This is a genomic window from Sphingomonas sp. AAP5 (assembly GCF_004354345.1).
Classification (GTDB): domain Bacteria; phylum Pseudomonadota; class Alphaproteobacteria; order Sphingomonadales; family Sphingomonadaceae; genus Sphingomonas; species Sphingomonas glacialis.
The window spans coordinates 1178248-1194459 of the sequence record NZ_CP037913.1; the positions used below are offsets into that span (position 1 = coordinate 1178248).

The 16212-nt window shown below is 66.6% G+C and carries 8 protein-coding genes; 3 read left to right on the top strand and 5 right to left on the bottom strand.

Going from position 1 to position 16212, the window contains the following annotated elements:
• Positions 1 to 31 precede the first annotated feature (31 nt).
• Positions 32 to 1447: a M20/M25/M40 family metallo-hydrolase gene (locus E2E30_RS05405; RefSeq protein ID WP_133187940.1), complete on the top strand. Its 1416-nt coding sequence runs from the start codon at positions 32 to 34 to the stop codon at positions 1445 to 1447.
• 83 nt (positions 1448 to 1530) lie between these two features.
• Positions 1531 to 3639: a M3 family metallopeptidase gene (locus E2E30_RS05410; RefSeq protein WP_133187942.1), complete on the top strand. Its 2109-nt coding sequence runs from the start codon at positions 1531 to 1533 to the stop codon at positions 3637 to 3639.
• A 69-nt stretch (positions 3640 to 3708) separates the two neighbouring features.
• Here the strand turns inward: E2E30_RS05410 and E2E30_RS05415 are convergent, their stop codons facing one another.
• The 5 genes from E2E30_RS05415 to E2E30_RS05435 form a co-directional block, all read right to left on the bottom strand.
• Entirely contained in the window at positions 3709 to 6246 is a 2538-nt protein-coding gene (locus tag E2E30_RS05415; RefSeq protein ID WP_206365648.1) for a beta-glucosidase family protein, read from the bottom strand.
• A gap of 37 nt (positions 6247 to 6283) precedes the next feature.
• On the bottom strand, positions 6284 to 8182 hold the full coding sequence (locus tag E2E30_RS05420) for a glycoside hydrolase family 2 protein (RefSeq protein ID WP_133191944.1): 1899 nt from the start codon (positions 8180 to 8182) through the stop codon (positions 6284 to 6286).
• A 7-nt stretch (positions 8183 to 8189) separates the two neighbouring features.
• Positions 8190 to 9392 carry a mannonate dehydratase gene (gene uxuA / locus E2E30_RS05425; protein WP_133187944.1) on the bottom strand — a complete coding sequence of 401 codons (1203 nt, stop codon included), beginning with the start codon at positions 9390 to 9392 and terminating at the stop codon, positions 8190 to 8192.
• A 59-nt stretch (positions 9393 to 9451) separates the two neighbouring features.
• Positions 9452 to 10792: an alpha/beta hydrolase family protein gene (locus tag E2E30_RS05430; protein ID WP_133187946.1), complete on the bottom strand. Its 1341-nt coding sequence runs from the start codon at positions 10790 to 10792 to the stop codon at positions 9452 to 9454.
• Positions 10793 to 10864: 72 nt separating this feature from the next.
• On the bottom strand, positions 10865 to 13117 hold the full coding sequence (locus E2E30_RS05435) for a TonB-dependent receptor (RefSeq protein WP_133187948.1): 2253 nt from the start codon (positions 13115 to 13117) through the stop codon (positions 10865 to 10867).
• A gap of 730 nt (positions 13118 to 13847) precedes the next feature.
• Between E2E30_RS05435 and E2E30_RS05440 the strand changes: the two genes are divergently transcribed.
• Positions 13848 to 16190, top strand: a complete 2343-nt coding sequence (locus E2E30_RS05440; RefSeq protein ID WP_133187950.1) for a glycoside hydrolase family 31 protein — start codon at positions 13848 to 13850, stop codon at positions 16188 to 16190.
• Positions 16191 to 16212: the final 22 nt, after the last annotated feature.

Genomic DNA, 16212 nt, shown 5'->3' on the forward strand with positions numbered 1-16212 from the left:
CGCCAAGGGACGCCAGACACGGGGAAGCACGATGAAGAATGCCGCGACGATCGCCATCGGTCTGGCGACGCTGACGAGCCTGTTTGCGGCGCAGCCCGGCGCGGCGCAAACGCTGCGGCCCGACCAGCAGGCGTTCCGCGCGCTCTACAAGGAAATGGTCGAAACCGACACCAGCATCACGACGGGCAGCTGCACCGCGCTCGCCGGCAAGGTTGCGGCGCGTTTCAAGGCGGCGGGCTTCGCCGACGCACAGATCACGCCCTTTTCGGTCCCCGATCATCCCAAGGAAGGCGGGCTAGTCGTCGTCTATCCCGGCAGCTCGAAGAGCGTGAAGCCGATGCTGCTGCTCGGCCATATCGACGTGGTCGTCGCCAAGCGCGAGGATTGGGTGCGCGATCCGTACACGCTGATCGAGGAAAACGGCTATTTCTATGGCCGCGGCACCGCCGATATGAAGGCGCTCGACGCGATCTGGGTCGACAGCCTGATCCGCTTCAAGCAGCAGGGATACCAGCCCAAGCGCACGATCAAGCTTGCCTTGACGTGTGGCGAAGAGACGAGCTGGGCATTCAACGGTGCGTCGTGGCTCGCGGCGAACAAGCCCGAGCTGATCGCTGCCGAATTCGCGCTCAACGAAGGCGGTGGCGGGCGCAGCGACGGGCATGGCAAGCTCGTCATCTCGACGCTGCACGTCGGCGAGAAGACCGCGATCAACTACCGCGTCGAGGCGACCAATCCGGGCGGGCACAGCTCGGCCCCGGTCAAGGAAAACGCGATCTACCAGCTGTCCGACGCGATGATCCGGCTGCGCGCCTATGATTTTCCCGTGATGATGACCGACACGACCAAGGCCTATTTCCGTACCGCCGGCGCAGCGCGCGGCGACGCGATGGGGCGTGCGATGATCGCGCTCGCCGCCAATCCCGCCGATACTGCGGCGCTGGCAACGGTCGACACCGACAAGAGCTATCATTCGATGCTGCGCACGACCTGCGTCGCGACGCTGCTCGACGGTGGCCATGCCAATAACGCGCTGCCACAGCGTGCCGGCGCGAACATCAATTGCCGGATCTTCCCCGGCGTTTCGCCCGACGCGGTGCGCGACCAGATCGCTGCCGTGATCGCCGATCCCGCACTCACCGTAAAACAGACCGACAGCCGCGGGCCAGTCGCCAAGCCGGTGCCGCTAGACCCGAAAATCGTCGAGCCCGCGCGGACGCTGCTTGCCAAATACTATCCCGGCGTGCCGCTCAGCCCGATGATGTCGACCGGCGCGACCGACGGCATCTTCTTCGAGGCGATCGGCATCCCGGTCTATGGCCCGCCGGGCACGTACGGCGACCCCGACGGCAACGGCACGCACGGCCTCAACGAGCGCGCGATCGTCAAGGCGGTCTATTCGGGGCGCGATTACCTGTTCGATCTGATCAAGGCCTATGCCGGCTGAGCAACGCCGGGCGGGATGATCGCCCGGGGTCGACACGCTGCGGCTGCCTTCGCTAGGCTCGCCGCATCCCGAAAGGACTGAAGATGCGCCATGTTTTCCTGCTTGCTACCGTTGCCGCGGTGATCGGCTTCGCGCCCGCCCAGGCCGAAAATCCCTTCGCGCAGCGCAGCTCGCTGCCGTATCAGGCGCCGCCGTTCGACAAGATCCGGGACGGCGATTACCAGCCGGCGATCGAGCAGGGGATCGCCGAAAGCCTCGTCGAAGTGCGCGCCATCGCCGACAATCCCGCCGCGCCGACCTTCGACAACACGATCGTCGCGATGGAACGGCAGGGGCAGATGCTGGCGCGCGCGCAAGCTGCGTTCGGTCAAGTCGCGCAGGCGAACACCAATCCGACGCTGCAGGCCGCGCAAGCCGTCCTGGCACCGAAGCTCGCCGCCTATGGCGACACGATCTTCCTCGATCCCAAGCTGTTTGCCCGCGTCAAGAATTTGTACGACCGCAAGGCGTCGCTCAAGCTGGACGCCGAGCAAGCGATGCTGGTCGAGGAATATTACAAGAATTTCGTGCGCGCCGGCGCGCAATTGTCGGCGGCCGATCAAACCACGCTGCGCGATCTCAACAAGCAGATCTCGATGGCCGGCATCGCGTTCCGCCAGCGCTTGCTGGCGGGCACCAAGGCCGGGGCGCTGGTGGTCGATGATCCGGCCAAGCTCGCCGGGATGTCGCCGGGCGAGGTCCAGTCGGCAGCGCGCGACGCCGCCGAGCGCAAGCTGCCGGGTAAGTATCTCCTGCCGCTCCAGAACACGACGGGCCAGCCCGCGCTCGAGGCGCTGAGCGACCGCACGACGCGCAAGGCGCTGTTCGACCAGAGCTGGACGCGCACGCAAAAGGGCGACGCCAACGACACCCGCGCCGCGATCCTCCAGCTGATCGCGCTGCGCACGCGCAAGGCCAATCTGCTCGGTTACAAGACCTGGGCGGATTATTCGCTGGCGGAGCAGATGGCCAAGACCGCCGACACCGCGCGCGGCTTCCTCGATGCGCTCGATGCTCCGACCGCTGCTGCGCAGGCCGCCCAGGTCGGCGAGCTTCAGCAAGCGATCGACGCGGAGAAGGGGGGCTTCAAGCTCGAGCCGTGGGATTGGGAATTGTACGCCGAGAAGGTCCGCAAGGCGAAGTTCGACCTCGATCTCAACGAGACCAAGCCGTATCTCGAGATCTGGAACGTGCTCGAAAACGGGATCTTCTACGCCGCCAACCAGCTTTATGGGCTGACCTTCAAGCGGCGCAGCGACATTCCGACCTATCATCCCGACATTCGCGTCTACGAAGTGTTCGAGGAAAACGGCAAGCCGCTCGGGCTCGCCTATTTCGATTACTGGAAGCGCGACAACAAGTCGGGTGGCGCCTGGATGAACAGCTTCGTTCGGCAGGCGAAGATCTTCGGAACCAAGCCGGTTATCTCGAACACCGCCAATTTCACCAAGCCGGCGGCCGGCCAGCCGGGGCTGGTGACGTTCAGCGACGTGCGGACGATGTTCCACGAATTCGGCCACGGGTTGCACGGGCTGTTCGCGAACCAGACCTATCCGACGCTGTCGGGCACCGCGGTGGCGCGCGATTTCGTCGAATTCCCGTCGCAGTTCAACGAGCATTGGGCGCTCGAGCCGCGCGTGCTCGCGCATTACGCGCACCATTATCAGACCGGGGCGGCGATGCCGCAGCCGCTGGTCGACAAGATCAAGCGCGCCGAGACCTTCAACCAGGGCTACAGCTTCGGCGAGACGCTGGCCGCGGCGCAACTCGACATGGCGTGGCATTCGGTCCCGGCGACCGCGGTGCCGGGCGACGTCGATGCGTTCGAGGCCAAGGCGCTCGGCGCGACCGGGCTCGACGTGGCGCATGTGCCGCCGCGCTATCGCTCCAGCTATTTTGCGCACATCTGGGGCTCGGGCTATGCGGCGGGCTATTACGCCTATCTGTGGACCGACATGATCCAGCAGAATGTCTACGACTGGTTCGTCCAGCATGGCGGGATGACGCGCGCGAACGGACAGCGCATCCGCGATCTGGTGCTGTCGCGCGGCCATACCGAGGACTACTCGGTCATGTTCCGCGCGATGACGGGACACGACCCGCAAGTCGCGCCGCTGCTGCGCAAGCATGGCCTCGACCCGAAGACCCCCTAAGCGGCATCGCCGGCGGCCGACCGCCGCCGGCGAGCGACCGCCGACTTCCGAGCGGGCACGCGCCGGGGCCTATCGAACGAACTGGCCCGCTTCGACGAGGCTGGCCGGCGACGCCGACGTGCCGACCCACACCGTGTAGCGACCCGACGCGATCACCCAGCGATGCTCCGCGCTGTTCCAGACGCCGAGCGGATGATGGCTGGCGGCGGGATCGATCGTGATCGTCACGCGCTGCGTCGCGCCGGGCGCGACCGTGACGCGCCCGAACCCGACGAGACGCTTCGGCGGCTGTTTGATGCCCAGCCGATCCGCACTCTCGGGGAGCGAGACATACGCCTGGACGACCTCGGACCCCGAACGCTGCCCGGTGTTCCTGACGCTGAGCGAGACGCGGTAGCGGCCCGTCCCAGCGTCGGCAGCGAGCTTCGGTGCCGATGTCGCGAAGCGGGTGTAGGACAAGCCGTGGCCGAACGCGAACGCCACGCAGGGGTTCGCCCCGCCGACCGGCGCGCATTTCCCGAGCGGATTGGCGTCGTACCAGCGATAGCCGATGGCGAGCTTCTCGCTATATTGGACGGCCTGGAACGCTCCGCCTGCATCGCGCACGCCGGGGAATTGACCGGCGGTGATTTCGTCGAGAAATCCCTTACCCGCGACGGGGAAGGTGACCGGCAGCCGGCCGACCGGATCGACCCGGCCAAACAGCAGATCGGCGACGATGTTGCCGTCTTCCTGGCCGGGAAACCACGTTTCGAGGATCGCGGGGCCTTTGCTCCCGAGCAACGCCGGGTCCATCGCGACGCTGGCATTGTCCTTGAGCACGAGCACGGTCTTTGCCGGCATCGCGACGCCGGTGGTCGAGCGCGCAGCGAGGATCGCCTGCAGCATCGCCCCGGTCTGGCTCGACTTGGCGGTATTGCCCGCGGGATCGGTCGTGGCGATCGCGCTCGGCTTGGCGACGTACCAGTCGAGCGACAGGCCCGTCGCCGCCGCTGCCGCCAGCTGGTGCCCTTCCTTGTCGACAAAGGTCGCGCGATCGGCGCCTTCCTCGGCATTGGTGCCGGCCATCACGACCACCGAGTCCGACGCGCCGATCGTCTCGAGCGCCTTGGCGAACGGGACCGAAACCCCGTCGATCGTCGCGCTGGCATTGGCATCGTCGATCAGCACCAGCTTGACCACCGCGTCGCCGCGCCCGAGCTCGCGCAGCGAAGTGCGGATGCCGTCGAGCGGGGACACGGTATAGTCTGGCACCACGTCGGAGCTCCCGCCGCCCGCACCCATCGCCTTGCCGAGGATCGAGCCGCCGGCGATCGCTTGCTGCGCATAGGGTTGCGACGCCTTGCCGACGAGCGCGATGCTGCGCGCGGTCGGCGACAGCGGCAATGCGCCGTTATTCTGCAGCAGCACCGCCGCGCGCGTGCCGATCGCCCGCGCGGCTTTCCCGCCCGCGACGAAATCGATCGGCGTCTGGACGAGCTTGCGGTCGAAGATCCCAGCCTTGAACATCTGCGTATAGCGCCGTTCGAGCGCGGTATCGATCTGGCCGATCGCCAGACTGTGTTTGCCGAGTGCCGCGCTGATCTTGTCGGGCGACCAATAGAGCGGCGTCGGCATTTCGTGATCGGTGCCTGCTTCGAGCGACGGCACCGTGTTCTTCAGCGCGAAGAAATCGGTCTGGACGTAGCCGCTGAAGTTCCAGTCGTCGCGCAACACGCCCGTCAGCATCGCCTTGTTGGCGCATGCCTGCAGACCGTTGAGATAATTGTACGAACACATGATCGCGGCGACCTTGCCGTCCTTCACGCTCATTTCGAACGGGAGCAGATACAGTTCGCGCAGGACTTGGTCGTCGACGGTCTCGCGGATCGTCATGCGGTTGGTTTCCTGCTCGTTGGCGACGAAATGCTTCGCCATCGCGATGATTCCGGCCGACTGCACCGCCTTGGTCTCGGCGACCGCCATCGTGCCGGCGAGATACGGATCCTCGCCGAAATATTCGAAGTTGCGGCCGAGGATCGGCAAGCGCGCGAGGTTCATCCCCGGCGCTTCGAAGACGTGCAGCGCAAGGTTGTTCATCTCGGTCGCGATGACGCCGCCAAAGTCGGCCGCGACGCGCGGGTCGAACGATGCCGCCACCGCCATGCCCGACGGGAGAGCGGTCGCATGCGCCGAGCTCGGGTGCGAGTACGGGAGAAAGAACGGTGCGCCCGGAACTGCGCGCGCCTTTTCGACGTCGCGCGAGACGCAATCGTTCTGGCCGACCCCGACCGGGCCGTTGGTGATGCGAAAGGTCGGGATGGCGAGCGCGGCAATCCCCGTGACGTGGCGCGCGCCGAAGCATTCGGGCAGTTCGGGGAGGACCGACGGTTCGCTGCCGGTCAATTGCTGGAGCTTCTGCGCGAGCGTCATCGCCGCGACGAGCTGACGCGCACGCGACCGGGCGATCGCCTCCTTGGCCGCATCCGCGCGCGCGGCGGCTTGTTTTGCAACCGTGGCGCGCGCCATCCACGGGTGTGGCGTCGCAGCGTACGTCGGGCCGGGGAGGCCCAGCGCCAGCGCCGCCACTCCTGCGAAATGGGCGATGCGCGCGGTGCGGATGGTCATGCTCTGCTCTCCTGTAGGGCCGCTTTGCGCGGCCTCGTCACTTCGCGCGGGGTGTCGCCTTGGCGTCGTAATAGGTCGCCAGCACGCCGAACGCCTGCTTGCGCTCGCCCGTCTCCGAGATCAGCCCCTTGCGGTTCCAGCCTTGCTGGAAGTCGGGATTCTGCCGCCGCGGCGAGCGGAAATCCTTGAGGATCCACGGCGACATGCCGCGCAGCGTCGGCACGCGATCGGCCATCGCCAGCGTCGCGCGATAGAAGTCGGCCTGGAATTCCTCGGAGAATTTCTGCGGCGCGGCACCGATGTCGTGGAAGCCGGCGCGGGCATCGGCGCCGAATTCGGAAAAGACCAGCGGCTTGCCGGCCGGCACGCGCCAGCTGATGCCGGGCACGTCGGCGAGCCGGTCGGGCGTGTACCAGCCGTTATAGGTGTTGATCGCGAGCACATCGAGCACGTCGGCGAGCGGATCGGCCATCGTCATCACCGGTCCGGTCGGGCCCTGCGAGCGTTCGACCAGCAGCGCCGCGCTGACAAGCCGCGTGTCGTCGAGCGCGCGTACGTCGCTGACGAGCGTGCGCAGGAAGGTGTTGCGCGCATCGGTCACCGGGGTTTCGTTGGCGACGCTCCAGATCGCGATCGAGGCGCGGTTGCGGTCGCGCAGGATGTTTTCCGCCACCATGTTGCGCGCGGTCGCCAGCGTGTCGGGGTTGGACCAGGCAACGAGCCAATAGACCGGCACCTCGCTCCACACGATCAGGCCCATCTCGTCGGCCATCCGCGTCATCACCTCGGAATGCGGATAGTGCGACAGCCGGACATAGTTGCCGTGCAACCCGTCCTTGATCTCGCCGAGCAGCGCACGTGCCGCCGCCTGCGTGATGGCGCGGGTCGGCTCGGTGCCGATCTCCTCCTCGTGGAGCGAGATGCCGCGCAGGAAGATGGCTTTTCCGTTGAGCAGGATGTCGCTGCCGCGCACTTCGATCGTGCGGAAGCCGATCCGATCGCGCCACGTGTCGGTCCCGGCGGCGATCGTCACGTCATAAAGCTGCGGGCGTTCGGGCGACCAGCGGATCAGCGCGCGCGGCGCGGCGACGGTCGCGCGCCAATCGCCCTTCGCGTCGGTGCGGCCCGCCAGATCGAGCCCGAGCTTGGCGATGCGCAGATGGAGCGGCTGGTCGCCGGCTTGCGGACCACGCAGATGCGCTTCCACCGCCAGCTTGCCGTCGCGCGTCATGCGCACCCAGGCGTCGTCGACATAGGTGTCGGGCGTCGAGATCAGCCGCACGGCGCGCGTGATGCCGCCGTAATTCTCCCAGTCGGTGACGGGCGGCGGCACGGTGGCCGCGGTCGCTTGGGAATCGACTCCGACGGTGATCTGGTTGTCGCCGTCACGCAGCAGTCCGGTGACGTCGAACGCGAAGGGCGTGAAGCCGCCTTCATGGCGCCCGAGCGGCTTGCCGTTGAGATAGACGACGGTCGCATAATTGGCGGCGCCGAAGCGGAGGAAGCTGCGCCCCTTGCGCTGCGCCGGCGCGGGGAAGCTGCGCTGATACCACATCAGCCCCTGATAATGGCGCAGCTCTGGTGCCTCGGTGAGCCAGGACGAGGGCAGGGTGGTGACGGGCGAGTGCGGCAAATCGAACTCGAACAGCGCGCGATTGTCGTCGCGCATCGCCTTGCCGACGTCGAGATCGAGATAGCGTTGCTGCGACAGCCCCGGCACTTCGCCGTGGAAGCCGGCAAGCCCCGAGCGGAACGGGTCGATCGAATAATGCCACGGCCCCGACAGATCGACCCCGTCGCGCATGTCGGCCGAGGCGAGCAGCGGACTGGTCTTGACCGTCGCCAGCGTCAGCGGCTGCGGGGCAACCTCCTGCGCCGCGACCGGCGCCGCTCCGACGAGCAGCGCCGCCACCAAATACCGAATCTTGCGAGTCATCTGCACGTCAGCGTTCCTCTGTGGTGATCTGTGGATTTGCGGCGTCGGCGCGCGCGAAGGCGATGCCGCGTTCGAGCCCGCGCAATTCGGCGAGCCCGCGCATCCGGCCGAGCAGCGAATAGCCCGGGTTGGTGCGCTTGGTCAGATCGTCGAGCATCTGGTGCCCGTGATCGGGGCGCATCGGGATCGAGCGTCCGAGCCGTTGCTGCAGCCGGTGCACCGCGCCGACGATCGCCGCCATGTTGGCATCGCCTTCGAGGTGCGGGGCTTCGTGGAAGGCACCATCGGGCTCGCGCTGGACCGATCGCAAATGGAGGAAGCCGATCCGGTCGCCGAGCCGATCGACCATGCCGGGCAGATCATTGTCCGCGCGAACCCCGAACGATCCCGCGCAGAAGCACAGCCCGTTGGCGCGGCTCGGCACGCGCGCGAACAGGTCGGCGACGTCCGCCTCGGTGCTGACCGTGCGCGGCAGGCCGAAGATCGGGAAGGGCGGGTCGTCGGGATGGACGACCAGCTGCACGTCGACCTCTTCGGCGACGGGGCAGACGGCTTCGAGAAAGGCGAGATGGTTGGCGCGCAACCGGTCGGGGCCGATCTCGGCATAGGTGTCGATCGCCGCGAGGAATTCGGCCTCGGTGAAGCTCTCCTCGCTGCCCGGCAGCCCGGCAACGATCGTCTGCGCCAGCGCGGTGCGCGCCGTGTCGTCCATCGCCGCGAAGCGGCGGGCCGCGGCCTCGACCAGCGCGGGCGCATAATCGGCAGCGGCACCGGGACGGCGCAGGATGTGGATGTCATAGGCCGCGACCGCCTCGAGCTCGAAGCGCAGCGCCAGCGCGCCATCGGGCATCGCCCAGGCCAGATCGGTGCGAGTCCAGTCGAGCAGCGGCATGAAATTGTACGTGACGACCGTGATCCCGCACGCCGCGAGATTGCGCAGGCTCTCGCAATAGTGCGCGATCAGGCGGTCGCAGTCGGGCCCGCGCGTCTTGATTACCTCGTGCACCGGCACGCTTTCGACGACACTCCAGCCAAGCCCGGCTTGTTCGATCATCGTCTTGCGCGCGGCGATCGCGGCGCGCGGCCAGACATCGCCATTCGCGATCTCGTGGAGGGCGGTCACCACTTCGCTCGCGCCGGCCTGGCGGATATCGCGGAGCGAGACCGGATCCTTGGGGCCGAACCAGCGCATCGTCTGTGTCATCAACATGAAGGCACTAGCTCCCGAGCCGTTGCACCGATGTGCGGCGTGGCCCTCATCGTGTTTGCCTACCCTGCGGGTTTGAATTCGAAGCTCATGCCCGCCGCCTTGCCCGGCTGGAAACCCTTCCACAGCGTCGCGGCCGGCGGCCCGGGGCTGTATTCGGTGTGGCGGCCGGGCGTCAGGCCGGCCCAGACGCCATCGTTCGAATTGGGCACCAGCCCGTCGAGATAGCTGGCCTTAGCGGCGTCGTCCTTGACGTAGCGGTCGAGGAACGCGGTGATGAAATGCGCTTCGACCGCGAGCAGCCGGTCCTTGCGCCACACCGCATCCTCGAACCAGTCCTTGTCCCAGAAGCTGCGCTGCATCGCCGGTGGCGCGGCGATCAACCCGATGCTGTGGCCGGCCTCGCGAAAGGTGAGCAGATAGCGCGGCGCGTGGACGGCATCGTCGAACAGCGTGCGCACGCCAGGCGCATAGCCGACGGTGCGGTCCTGGCTGCCGACGATGAACAGCGTCGGGGCCGTGAGCGCGCCGACGCCGGGTTTGGCCCATAGCGGCGTGCCCCGGATCACGCTTGCCGGCGAAATCGCCACCACGGCTTTCAGGTTGGCGACCTTGAGCGTGTCGGCCGCGCGGGCCCCCGCGACATACGGCGCGAGCACGCCGCGCGTGGCGGCCGCGAGCCCTGGATCGAGCGGGGCGCCCGCCGCGGTCAACACGCCGTAACCGCCCATCGAGTAGCCGATCAGCGCGGTCCGCGTCGGGTCGGCGCCGGCGAACAGGCCTTGCCCGGCGGTCGCGCGCCGCTGCGCCTCGGCCGCGACGAAAGCGATGTCGAGCGGGCGCCGCGTGATCGGGCCGGCGGCGGCAGCCGCGGTGCGGATCGTGATCGAGGGATCGCGAAACGCCGGGGTGACGACGAGATACCCCTTGCTCGCGAGGTTCTCGCCGAGCCAGGACAGCACTTCGGGGGTGTTGCTGTAGCCGTGCGCGAGGATGACGAGCGGAAAGCGGCCGACCGCGGCCTTAGCGCCTGGGGTGGCGATGCCCGCAACGGTAAAGACGACGTCGCGGCCGTCTTCGCCCGGTAGGCCGGTGCGATAGAGCGTGCCGCGTCCGGCTGCTGCGGCGGGATACCAGATTTTGAGCGGGAGATGCCGGTCAGCCACCGTCGGTGCCGCTGTGCCCGTCAGCGGATCGGCCTGTGCCGGTTGGACGAACTCCACGTCCGCGACCCCGACCGGATGCGCGCCAAGCCGCGCGAGTTCGGGCGCATCGATGCCGGGCCGAGCCTGCGCGGTCTGCGCCGACGCCTCTCCGGCAGGTGCCCGTTGGGCCGGGGCGGCGCTGGTAAGGAGCGCCCCGGCGCCACACGCGGCGAGCGCGATCTTGAGCTTGTGCTGCATCATACGGTCCCTGATCAAGTTCGATGCCAGCAACGCGGGCGGGGGGCGGCAACGGCCGCCCCCCGCAGACCTTCAGAAGTTCAGCGCGAGCCGCACCCCGCCATAACGCCGGAAATCGCGTGGCAAAATCGCCTGCGTTGCCTGCGCACCACCGAAATTGCCCGCCGTGTTCACCAGTGCCGGGAAATATTGCTTGTCGAACAGATTGTTGACGAAGCCGACCAGTTCCCAGCGGCGGTTGGCATCGCGGATGCCGAGGCCGATGTTGAAGATGCTGTACGCCTTCTGGATGGTCTCGGGATCCTGCGACAGCGAGTAGTTGACCGTGCTGGTATATTGCCAGTTGATCTGCGCCACGCCGCGCAGCGTATCGCCGATTGCCGGCGAATAATCCGCCCCGGCCGACAGCTTCCATTCGGGCGCCTGCGCCGCGCGCGCGCCGGCCAGATTTTGGCGTGCCGGCGTGCCGGTGCAGCCCTGCGCCGCGGTCTGCCCGATATAGCATTGCGCGACCGGGAACGACTTGATCCGCGCATCGAGATAGGTCGCGGCGGCATTGATCGACACGTCGTGGCCGATCCGCGCCGTGCTCTCGACCTCGACACCGCGCGTGTTGAGCTTGCCGACGTTGGCGAGGCGGAAGTTCTGCGTGCCGTCGGGCAGCGTCTCGATGCCCTGTGCCTGGAGGTTGGTGAAGTTGGTATCGAACACCGTGGCGTTGAGCGTCACGCGGCGATTGAGGAACTGCGTCCGCAGGCCCAATTCGAAGTCGCGCGAGGTCTCGGGCTTGATCGGCCCGGCGAGCGCACGGTTTGCGTTGAAGCCGGTGGTCAGATCGTAGGTCTGGCCTTTGTACCCGGTCGAATAGGTACCGAACACGCTCACGTCGGGCGTGAATTCGTAGCGCAGGCTGACGCGGTGCGTCTCGGCGGTATCTTCCGCACCGCCGCTGAAGAACGCATTGCCGTTCTGGATGTCGCGGAAGGTGTAGTTGATCTTCTCGTTCTGGACACGCAGCCCGCCGGTCAGCGTCGCCTTGGGCAGGAATTCCCAATCGGCCTGGACGAAGCCCGCAAGCTGGCGCGAGGCCGACGTGGCGTACCAATTGGCGAGCGAGAAGGCCGGACCGCGATAGAACGGGCGGTTGAAGTCGACCTTCGCGAAATAGGCGCCTATCGTGTAGCGGAACGGCTTGTCGCCCGGCGACTGCAGCCGCAGTTCCTGCGTCACCAGCTTCGAATTGAACGTGCCGATCTGGACGTTGCTGCCGATCGGCACGGCCAGCGCGGTATCGTCCTGATCGAGGAAGTCGTTGAGCTGGAACTTGTCGTACGAGGTAATCGACACCAGCGTCAGATCGCCAAGCCCGAATTCGCCACGCAGATAGCCGCCGTACCCTTCGTAATTGGTACGTGCGTTGTAATTGTTGCTGATCTTGTCGTTCTGCGTGCTCGGCGTGAAGCCCGGGAAGACCACCGCTGGCGTCAGCCCCGCAGTGTTGCGGAACAGCGCGTTGGGCGCGACGCGGATGAAGGGACGACCGACGTCGGTCTTGCCGTTGAGATAGTTGGCCGACAGCGTGATGGCGATGTCGTCGCTCGGCTTCCAGCGCAGCTTGCCGCGCGTGTTGAACGTGCGGCGGCCATTGACGTCCTTGCCGTTGAAGACGTTACGGACGTTGCCGTCGTAGTAGTTGTAGCTGCCCGAAAAGACGTAGCCCAGCTCGGGGCTGATCGGCCCCGACAGGCTGAAATTGCCGCCATATTCCTGATCGCTCGTCACCAGCGCGTTGGCGCGGGCGTGGAAGGTGGGTGTCGGGTTGCGGGTGATGATATTGATCAGGCCGGCCGACGCCGCCTTGCCGTAAAGCGTGCTCTGTGGCCCGCGCAGCACTTCGATCCGCTCAACATCGGGCAGATCGGAAAAGGCGCGTGCCTGGAATGCGAGCGGGACTTCGTCGACCAGCACGGCGACGCTCGGCTCGACGCCGATCCCGAACGCGAAGGTGCCAACGCCGCGCAGCGAGACATTGGCGTTGACCGGATGCTCGGCGGGGCGGACGACGAGCGACGGGGCGACTCGGCCAAGATCCTGAAACTCGCGTACGCCCGCTGCCTGGAGCTGCGCAGGCTGCAGAACCGAAACCGCGAGCGGCACGTCCTGCACGTTCTCGGCGCGTTTGTTGGCGGTGACGATGATGTCGGTTGCGCTGTCAGGGTCGGGTGCGACGGTACTGGTCGGGCCACCTGGGGCGCTTTGCGATGGTTGGGTTAGTGCGCCCGGCGCGGCGATTTGTGCCAGAGCGGGCGTGGCCCCGACGAGCATTACAGCGATCAACGCGTTACGGCACACGGAATTGCACAGGATCGTCATGGTGTCCCCCCCAAATCGGACCGCAACTTCTTTGGTGTTTGCGGACCCGTTAGAAGCGAAAGCTATCAAATGGCCTGACCACATGCAAGGGGTTGCCAAGTATCATGGTATGTCCAGCTATGTGCATGCTTTATAGGCAAACTCAGGATTTTCTTGTCGTCGGAGACGATATTTTCCGATGGTGGCCTGGACAAATTTGAACAGACCAATTGTCGCGATTGCAGACTTTAGGCAGACGAGGGACACAACGACCGCCGAGTCGAGTGTCGGTTGCTTCATCGATTCTGGACGGTAGTCAGCGACTACCGAGCGGCTTTGGGACAATCTATTGGGGTGCGCCGAAAGGGCCGTTCGTCTCGTCCCGCGCGGAGCGAGCTGGCTAGGCAGTCGAAGAGGTGCCAGTCGGTGACCTCCATGCCCTCACCATGGCCTTGGCTGCGTTGGTGTGAGCGTGAGGTCGTGACTTGCGGTCTCGCCGTCGGTGGGGGGCACGCGCCGGGAGCACCCGATCAACGACCATCGAAGCGGTTGCCACCACCATTGGCACGCCGCAGATGGTCATCAGGGCTATGGTCGCATCGCACGGTCGTCGGTGTCGGCGGAGCGATGTAGTGTAGCGAACGCAACGGACTAAGCGGCGCACGTGCTTCGGCCTCGCGCAGCGACACAGGGGATCCGCGACATGGCAAGGATATCGGCACACAAACGCGCACTCGCCAAATGGGCCGGCGGCGCCGTCATCGCCCTTATCCCGCTCGCCGCAGCGCACGCCGGCCCGCTCGCCTCGATCGACCGTAACGGCAGTCGCGTGGCGATCGAACCCTATGCTCCCAACATCGTGCGCGTGACGATCGCGCTCGACCGCGATCTCGCCGCTGCCGCGCCCGGGCCTGGCCCGAATGCCACGCCCGACGCATCGGGGTGGAGCCACCGCGCCGACGCATCGGGCGACGTGTTCGCCTCGTCTGCGCTGTCGCTCACCGTCGATGCGCAGCCCTGGCCCAAGGCGCCGAGCCAGATGGAGCGCTATTTCGCGCCGTCGCTGCCGCCGGTGTCGATCAGCGTGAACGGCGCCGACGGACACCGCATCACGCAGATGACCGGGTGGGAAATGGCGCCGCACACCGTTGCGGGCGAAAAGACCTTCAAGATCGGCGCGAGCTTCACCGCCCCGCTCGACGAGCATTATTACGGGCTCGGCCAGAACCAGGAAGGCAAGCTCGACCTGCGCGGCCGCACGATCGACTGCCGCCACAATTACGATGCCCCCGCGGGCGAGACGGTCTGCGTGCCGTTCATGGTGACCAACAAGGGCTATGGCATCGTGTGGGACAACCCGTCGGCGACGACGGTGTCGCCCGGGCTGCACAACAGCACGCACTGGCAATCCGAGGTCGGCGAGCGCGTATCGTTCTTCGTCATCACCGGCGCAACCACCGACGAACTTTATGCCGGTTATGCCCGGCTAACCGGAAGGACGCCGCTCCCGCCCAAGGCCGCGTTCGGGCTTATCCAGAGCAAGGCGCGTTACGAGAGCCAGGCCGAACTGCTCGGCGTGGCGCAAGGCTATCGCAGCCGCGGCTATCCGCTCGACGTGATGGTGCTCGACTGGTTCTACTGGACCCGGATGGGGCAGCTCGACATCGATCGCACCATCTTCCCCGACCCCAAGGGGATGAACGCCAAGCTCAAGGGGCTTGGCCTGCGCAGCATCATCAGCGTGTGGCCGCGGTTCGAGAAGGAGTCGCGCTACTTCAACATGCTCGCCGCCAAGGGCTGGCTGCTGCACGATTCCGACGGCAGCGTCGTCGATGGGCTGCCGATCCGCTCGGATCGCGCGGGCGCTCTGCTCGACAGCACCAACACCGATGCGCGCGGCTGGTTCTGGGATCGCATCCGCGACAATATCGCCTCGCAGGGCTTCGACTGGTTCTGGCTCGACGAGACCGAGCCCGACCTCGTCCCCGACGGCCATCAGTTCGCGATCGGCTCGGGCGATCGCTATCACAATCTCTTCCCGCTCGTGCACACCGCCAGCGTCGCCGATGGATCGGCCAAGGACCGGCCCGATTTCCGCAACCTGATCCTGTGCCGCGCCGCCTATCTCGGCACGCAGCGCAACGGCTGCCTGTTCTGGTCATCCGACGTCCAGGCGACGTGGGAAGCGCTCAAGCGCCAAGTGCCGACCGGGCTCAACTTCACCGCGTCGGGCATGGCCTATTGGAGCAGCGACACCGGCGGCTGGCAGTATCCGACTGGCCCCAAAGCCGAGCACCCCGTGCTGCTCGATCCCGCCGGCGCGACCGCGATGGCGCCGAGCTATGCCGATTACCCCGAGCTGTTCGTGCGCTGGTTCGAGTACAACACCTTCACTCCGACGCTGCGCATCCACGGCCAGCGGCCCGCCACCGCGATCTGGGAGTATGGCAAGGCGGCCGAGCCGGTGCTCGCGCACTATCTGAAGCTGCGCTACGCGCTGGTGCCGTATCTCTATGCGATGGCGCATCACACCCATGAGAGCGGCGCGCCGTTCATGCGCGCGCTGTTCATGGATTTCCCGAACGACCCCAAGGTCAACGACATGGGCGACGAATATATGTTCGGCCCCGCCTTCCTCGTCGCACCCGTGACCGAGCAGGGCGCGACGAGCCGATCGGTCTATCTGCCGGCAGGCGCCGACTGGTACGATTACTGGACCAACGAGCGGCATACCGGCGGCCAGACGATCACCGCCGCCGCACCGATCGACACGATCCCGTTGTTCGTCCGCGCCGGATCGATCGTGCCGATGGGGGTGCAAATCCCGAGCACCGCGACGCGCCAGCCGCTCGGGAGCATCCGCGTCTATCCCGGCCGCTCGACCAGCTTCACGCTGTACGACGATGACGGCGTGAGCAACGCCTATCGCAAGGGCGGCGGCACCGCGACATTGCGCTGGGACGATGCCGTCGGCCGGTTGAGCGCGTCGGGCAAGCTGCCGAGCGGGCAGGATCCGGGCATGCTGGTCAAGGTGATCGGGCGCTAACGTCCGGAGCCCGCTTTCGATC

Excerpts from the sequence above, each read along its gene's own strand:
- E2E30_RS05405 (WP_133187940.1), top strand. The coding sequence starts at position 32 with ATGAAGAATGCCGCGACGATCGCCATCGGTCTGGCGACGCTGACGAGC.
- E2E30_RS05410 (WP_133187942.1), top strand. The coding sequence starts at position 1,531 with ATGCGCCATGTTTTCCTGCTTGCTACCGTTGCCGCGGTGATCGGCTTC.
- E2E30_RS05415 (WP_206365648.1), bottom strand. The coding sequence starts at position 6,246 with ATGACCATCCGCACCGCGCGCATCGCCCATTTCGCAGGAGTGGCGGCG.
- E2E30_RS05420 (WP_133191944.1), bottom strand. The coding sequence starts at position 8,182 with ATGACTCGCAAGATTCGGTATTTGGTGGCGGCGCTGCTCGTCGGAGCG.
- uxuA (WP_133187944.1), bottom strand. The coding sequence starts at position 9,392 with ATGTTGATGACACAGACGATGCGCTGGTTCGGCCCCAAGGATCCGGTC.
- E2E30_RS05430 (WP_133187946.1), bottom strand. The coding sequence starts at position 10,792 with ATGCAGCACAAGCTCAAGATCGCGCTCGCCGCGTGTGGCGCCGGGGCG.
- E2E30_RS05435 (WP_133187948.1), bottom strand. The coding sequence starts at position 13,117 with ATGCTCGTCGGGGCCACGCCCGCTCTGGCACAAATCGCCGCGCCGGGC.
- E2E30_RS05440 (WP_133187950.1), top strand. The coding sequence starts at position 13,848 with ATGGCAAGGATATCGGCACACAAACGCGCACTCGCCAAATGGGCCGGC.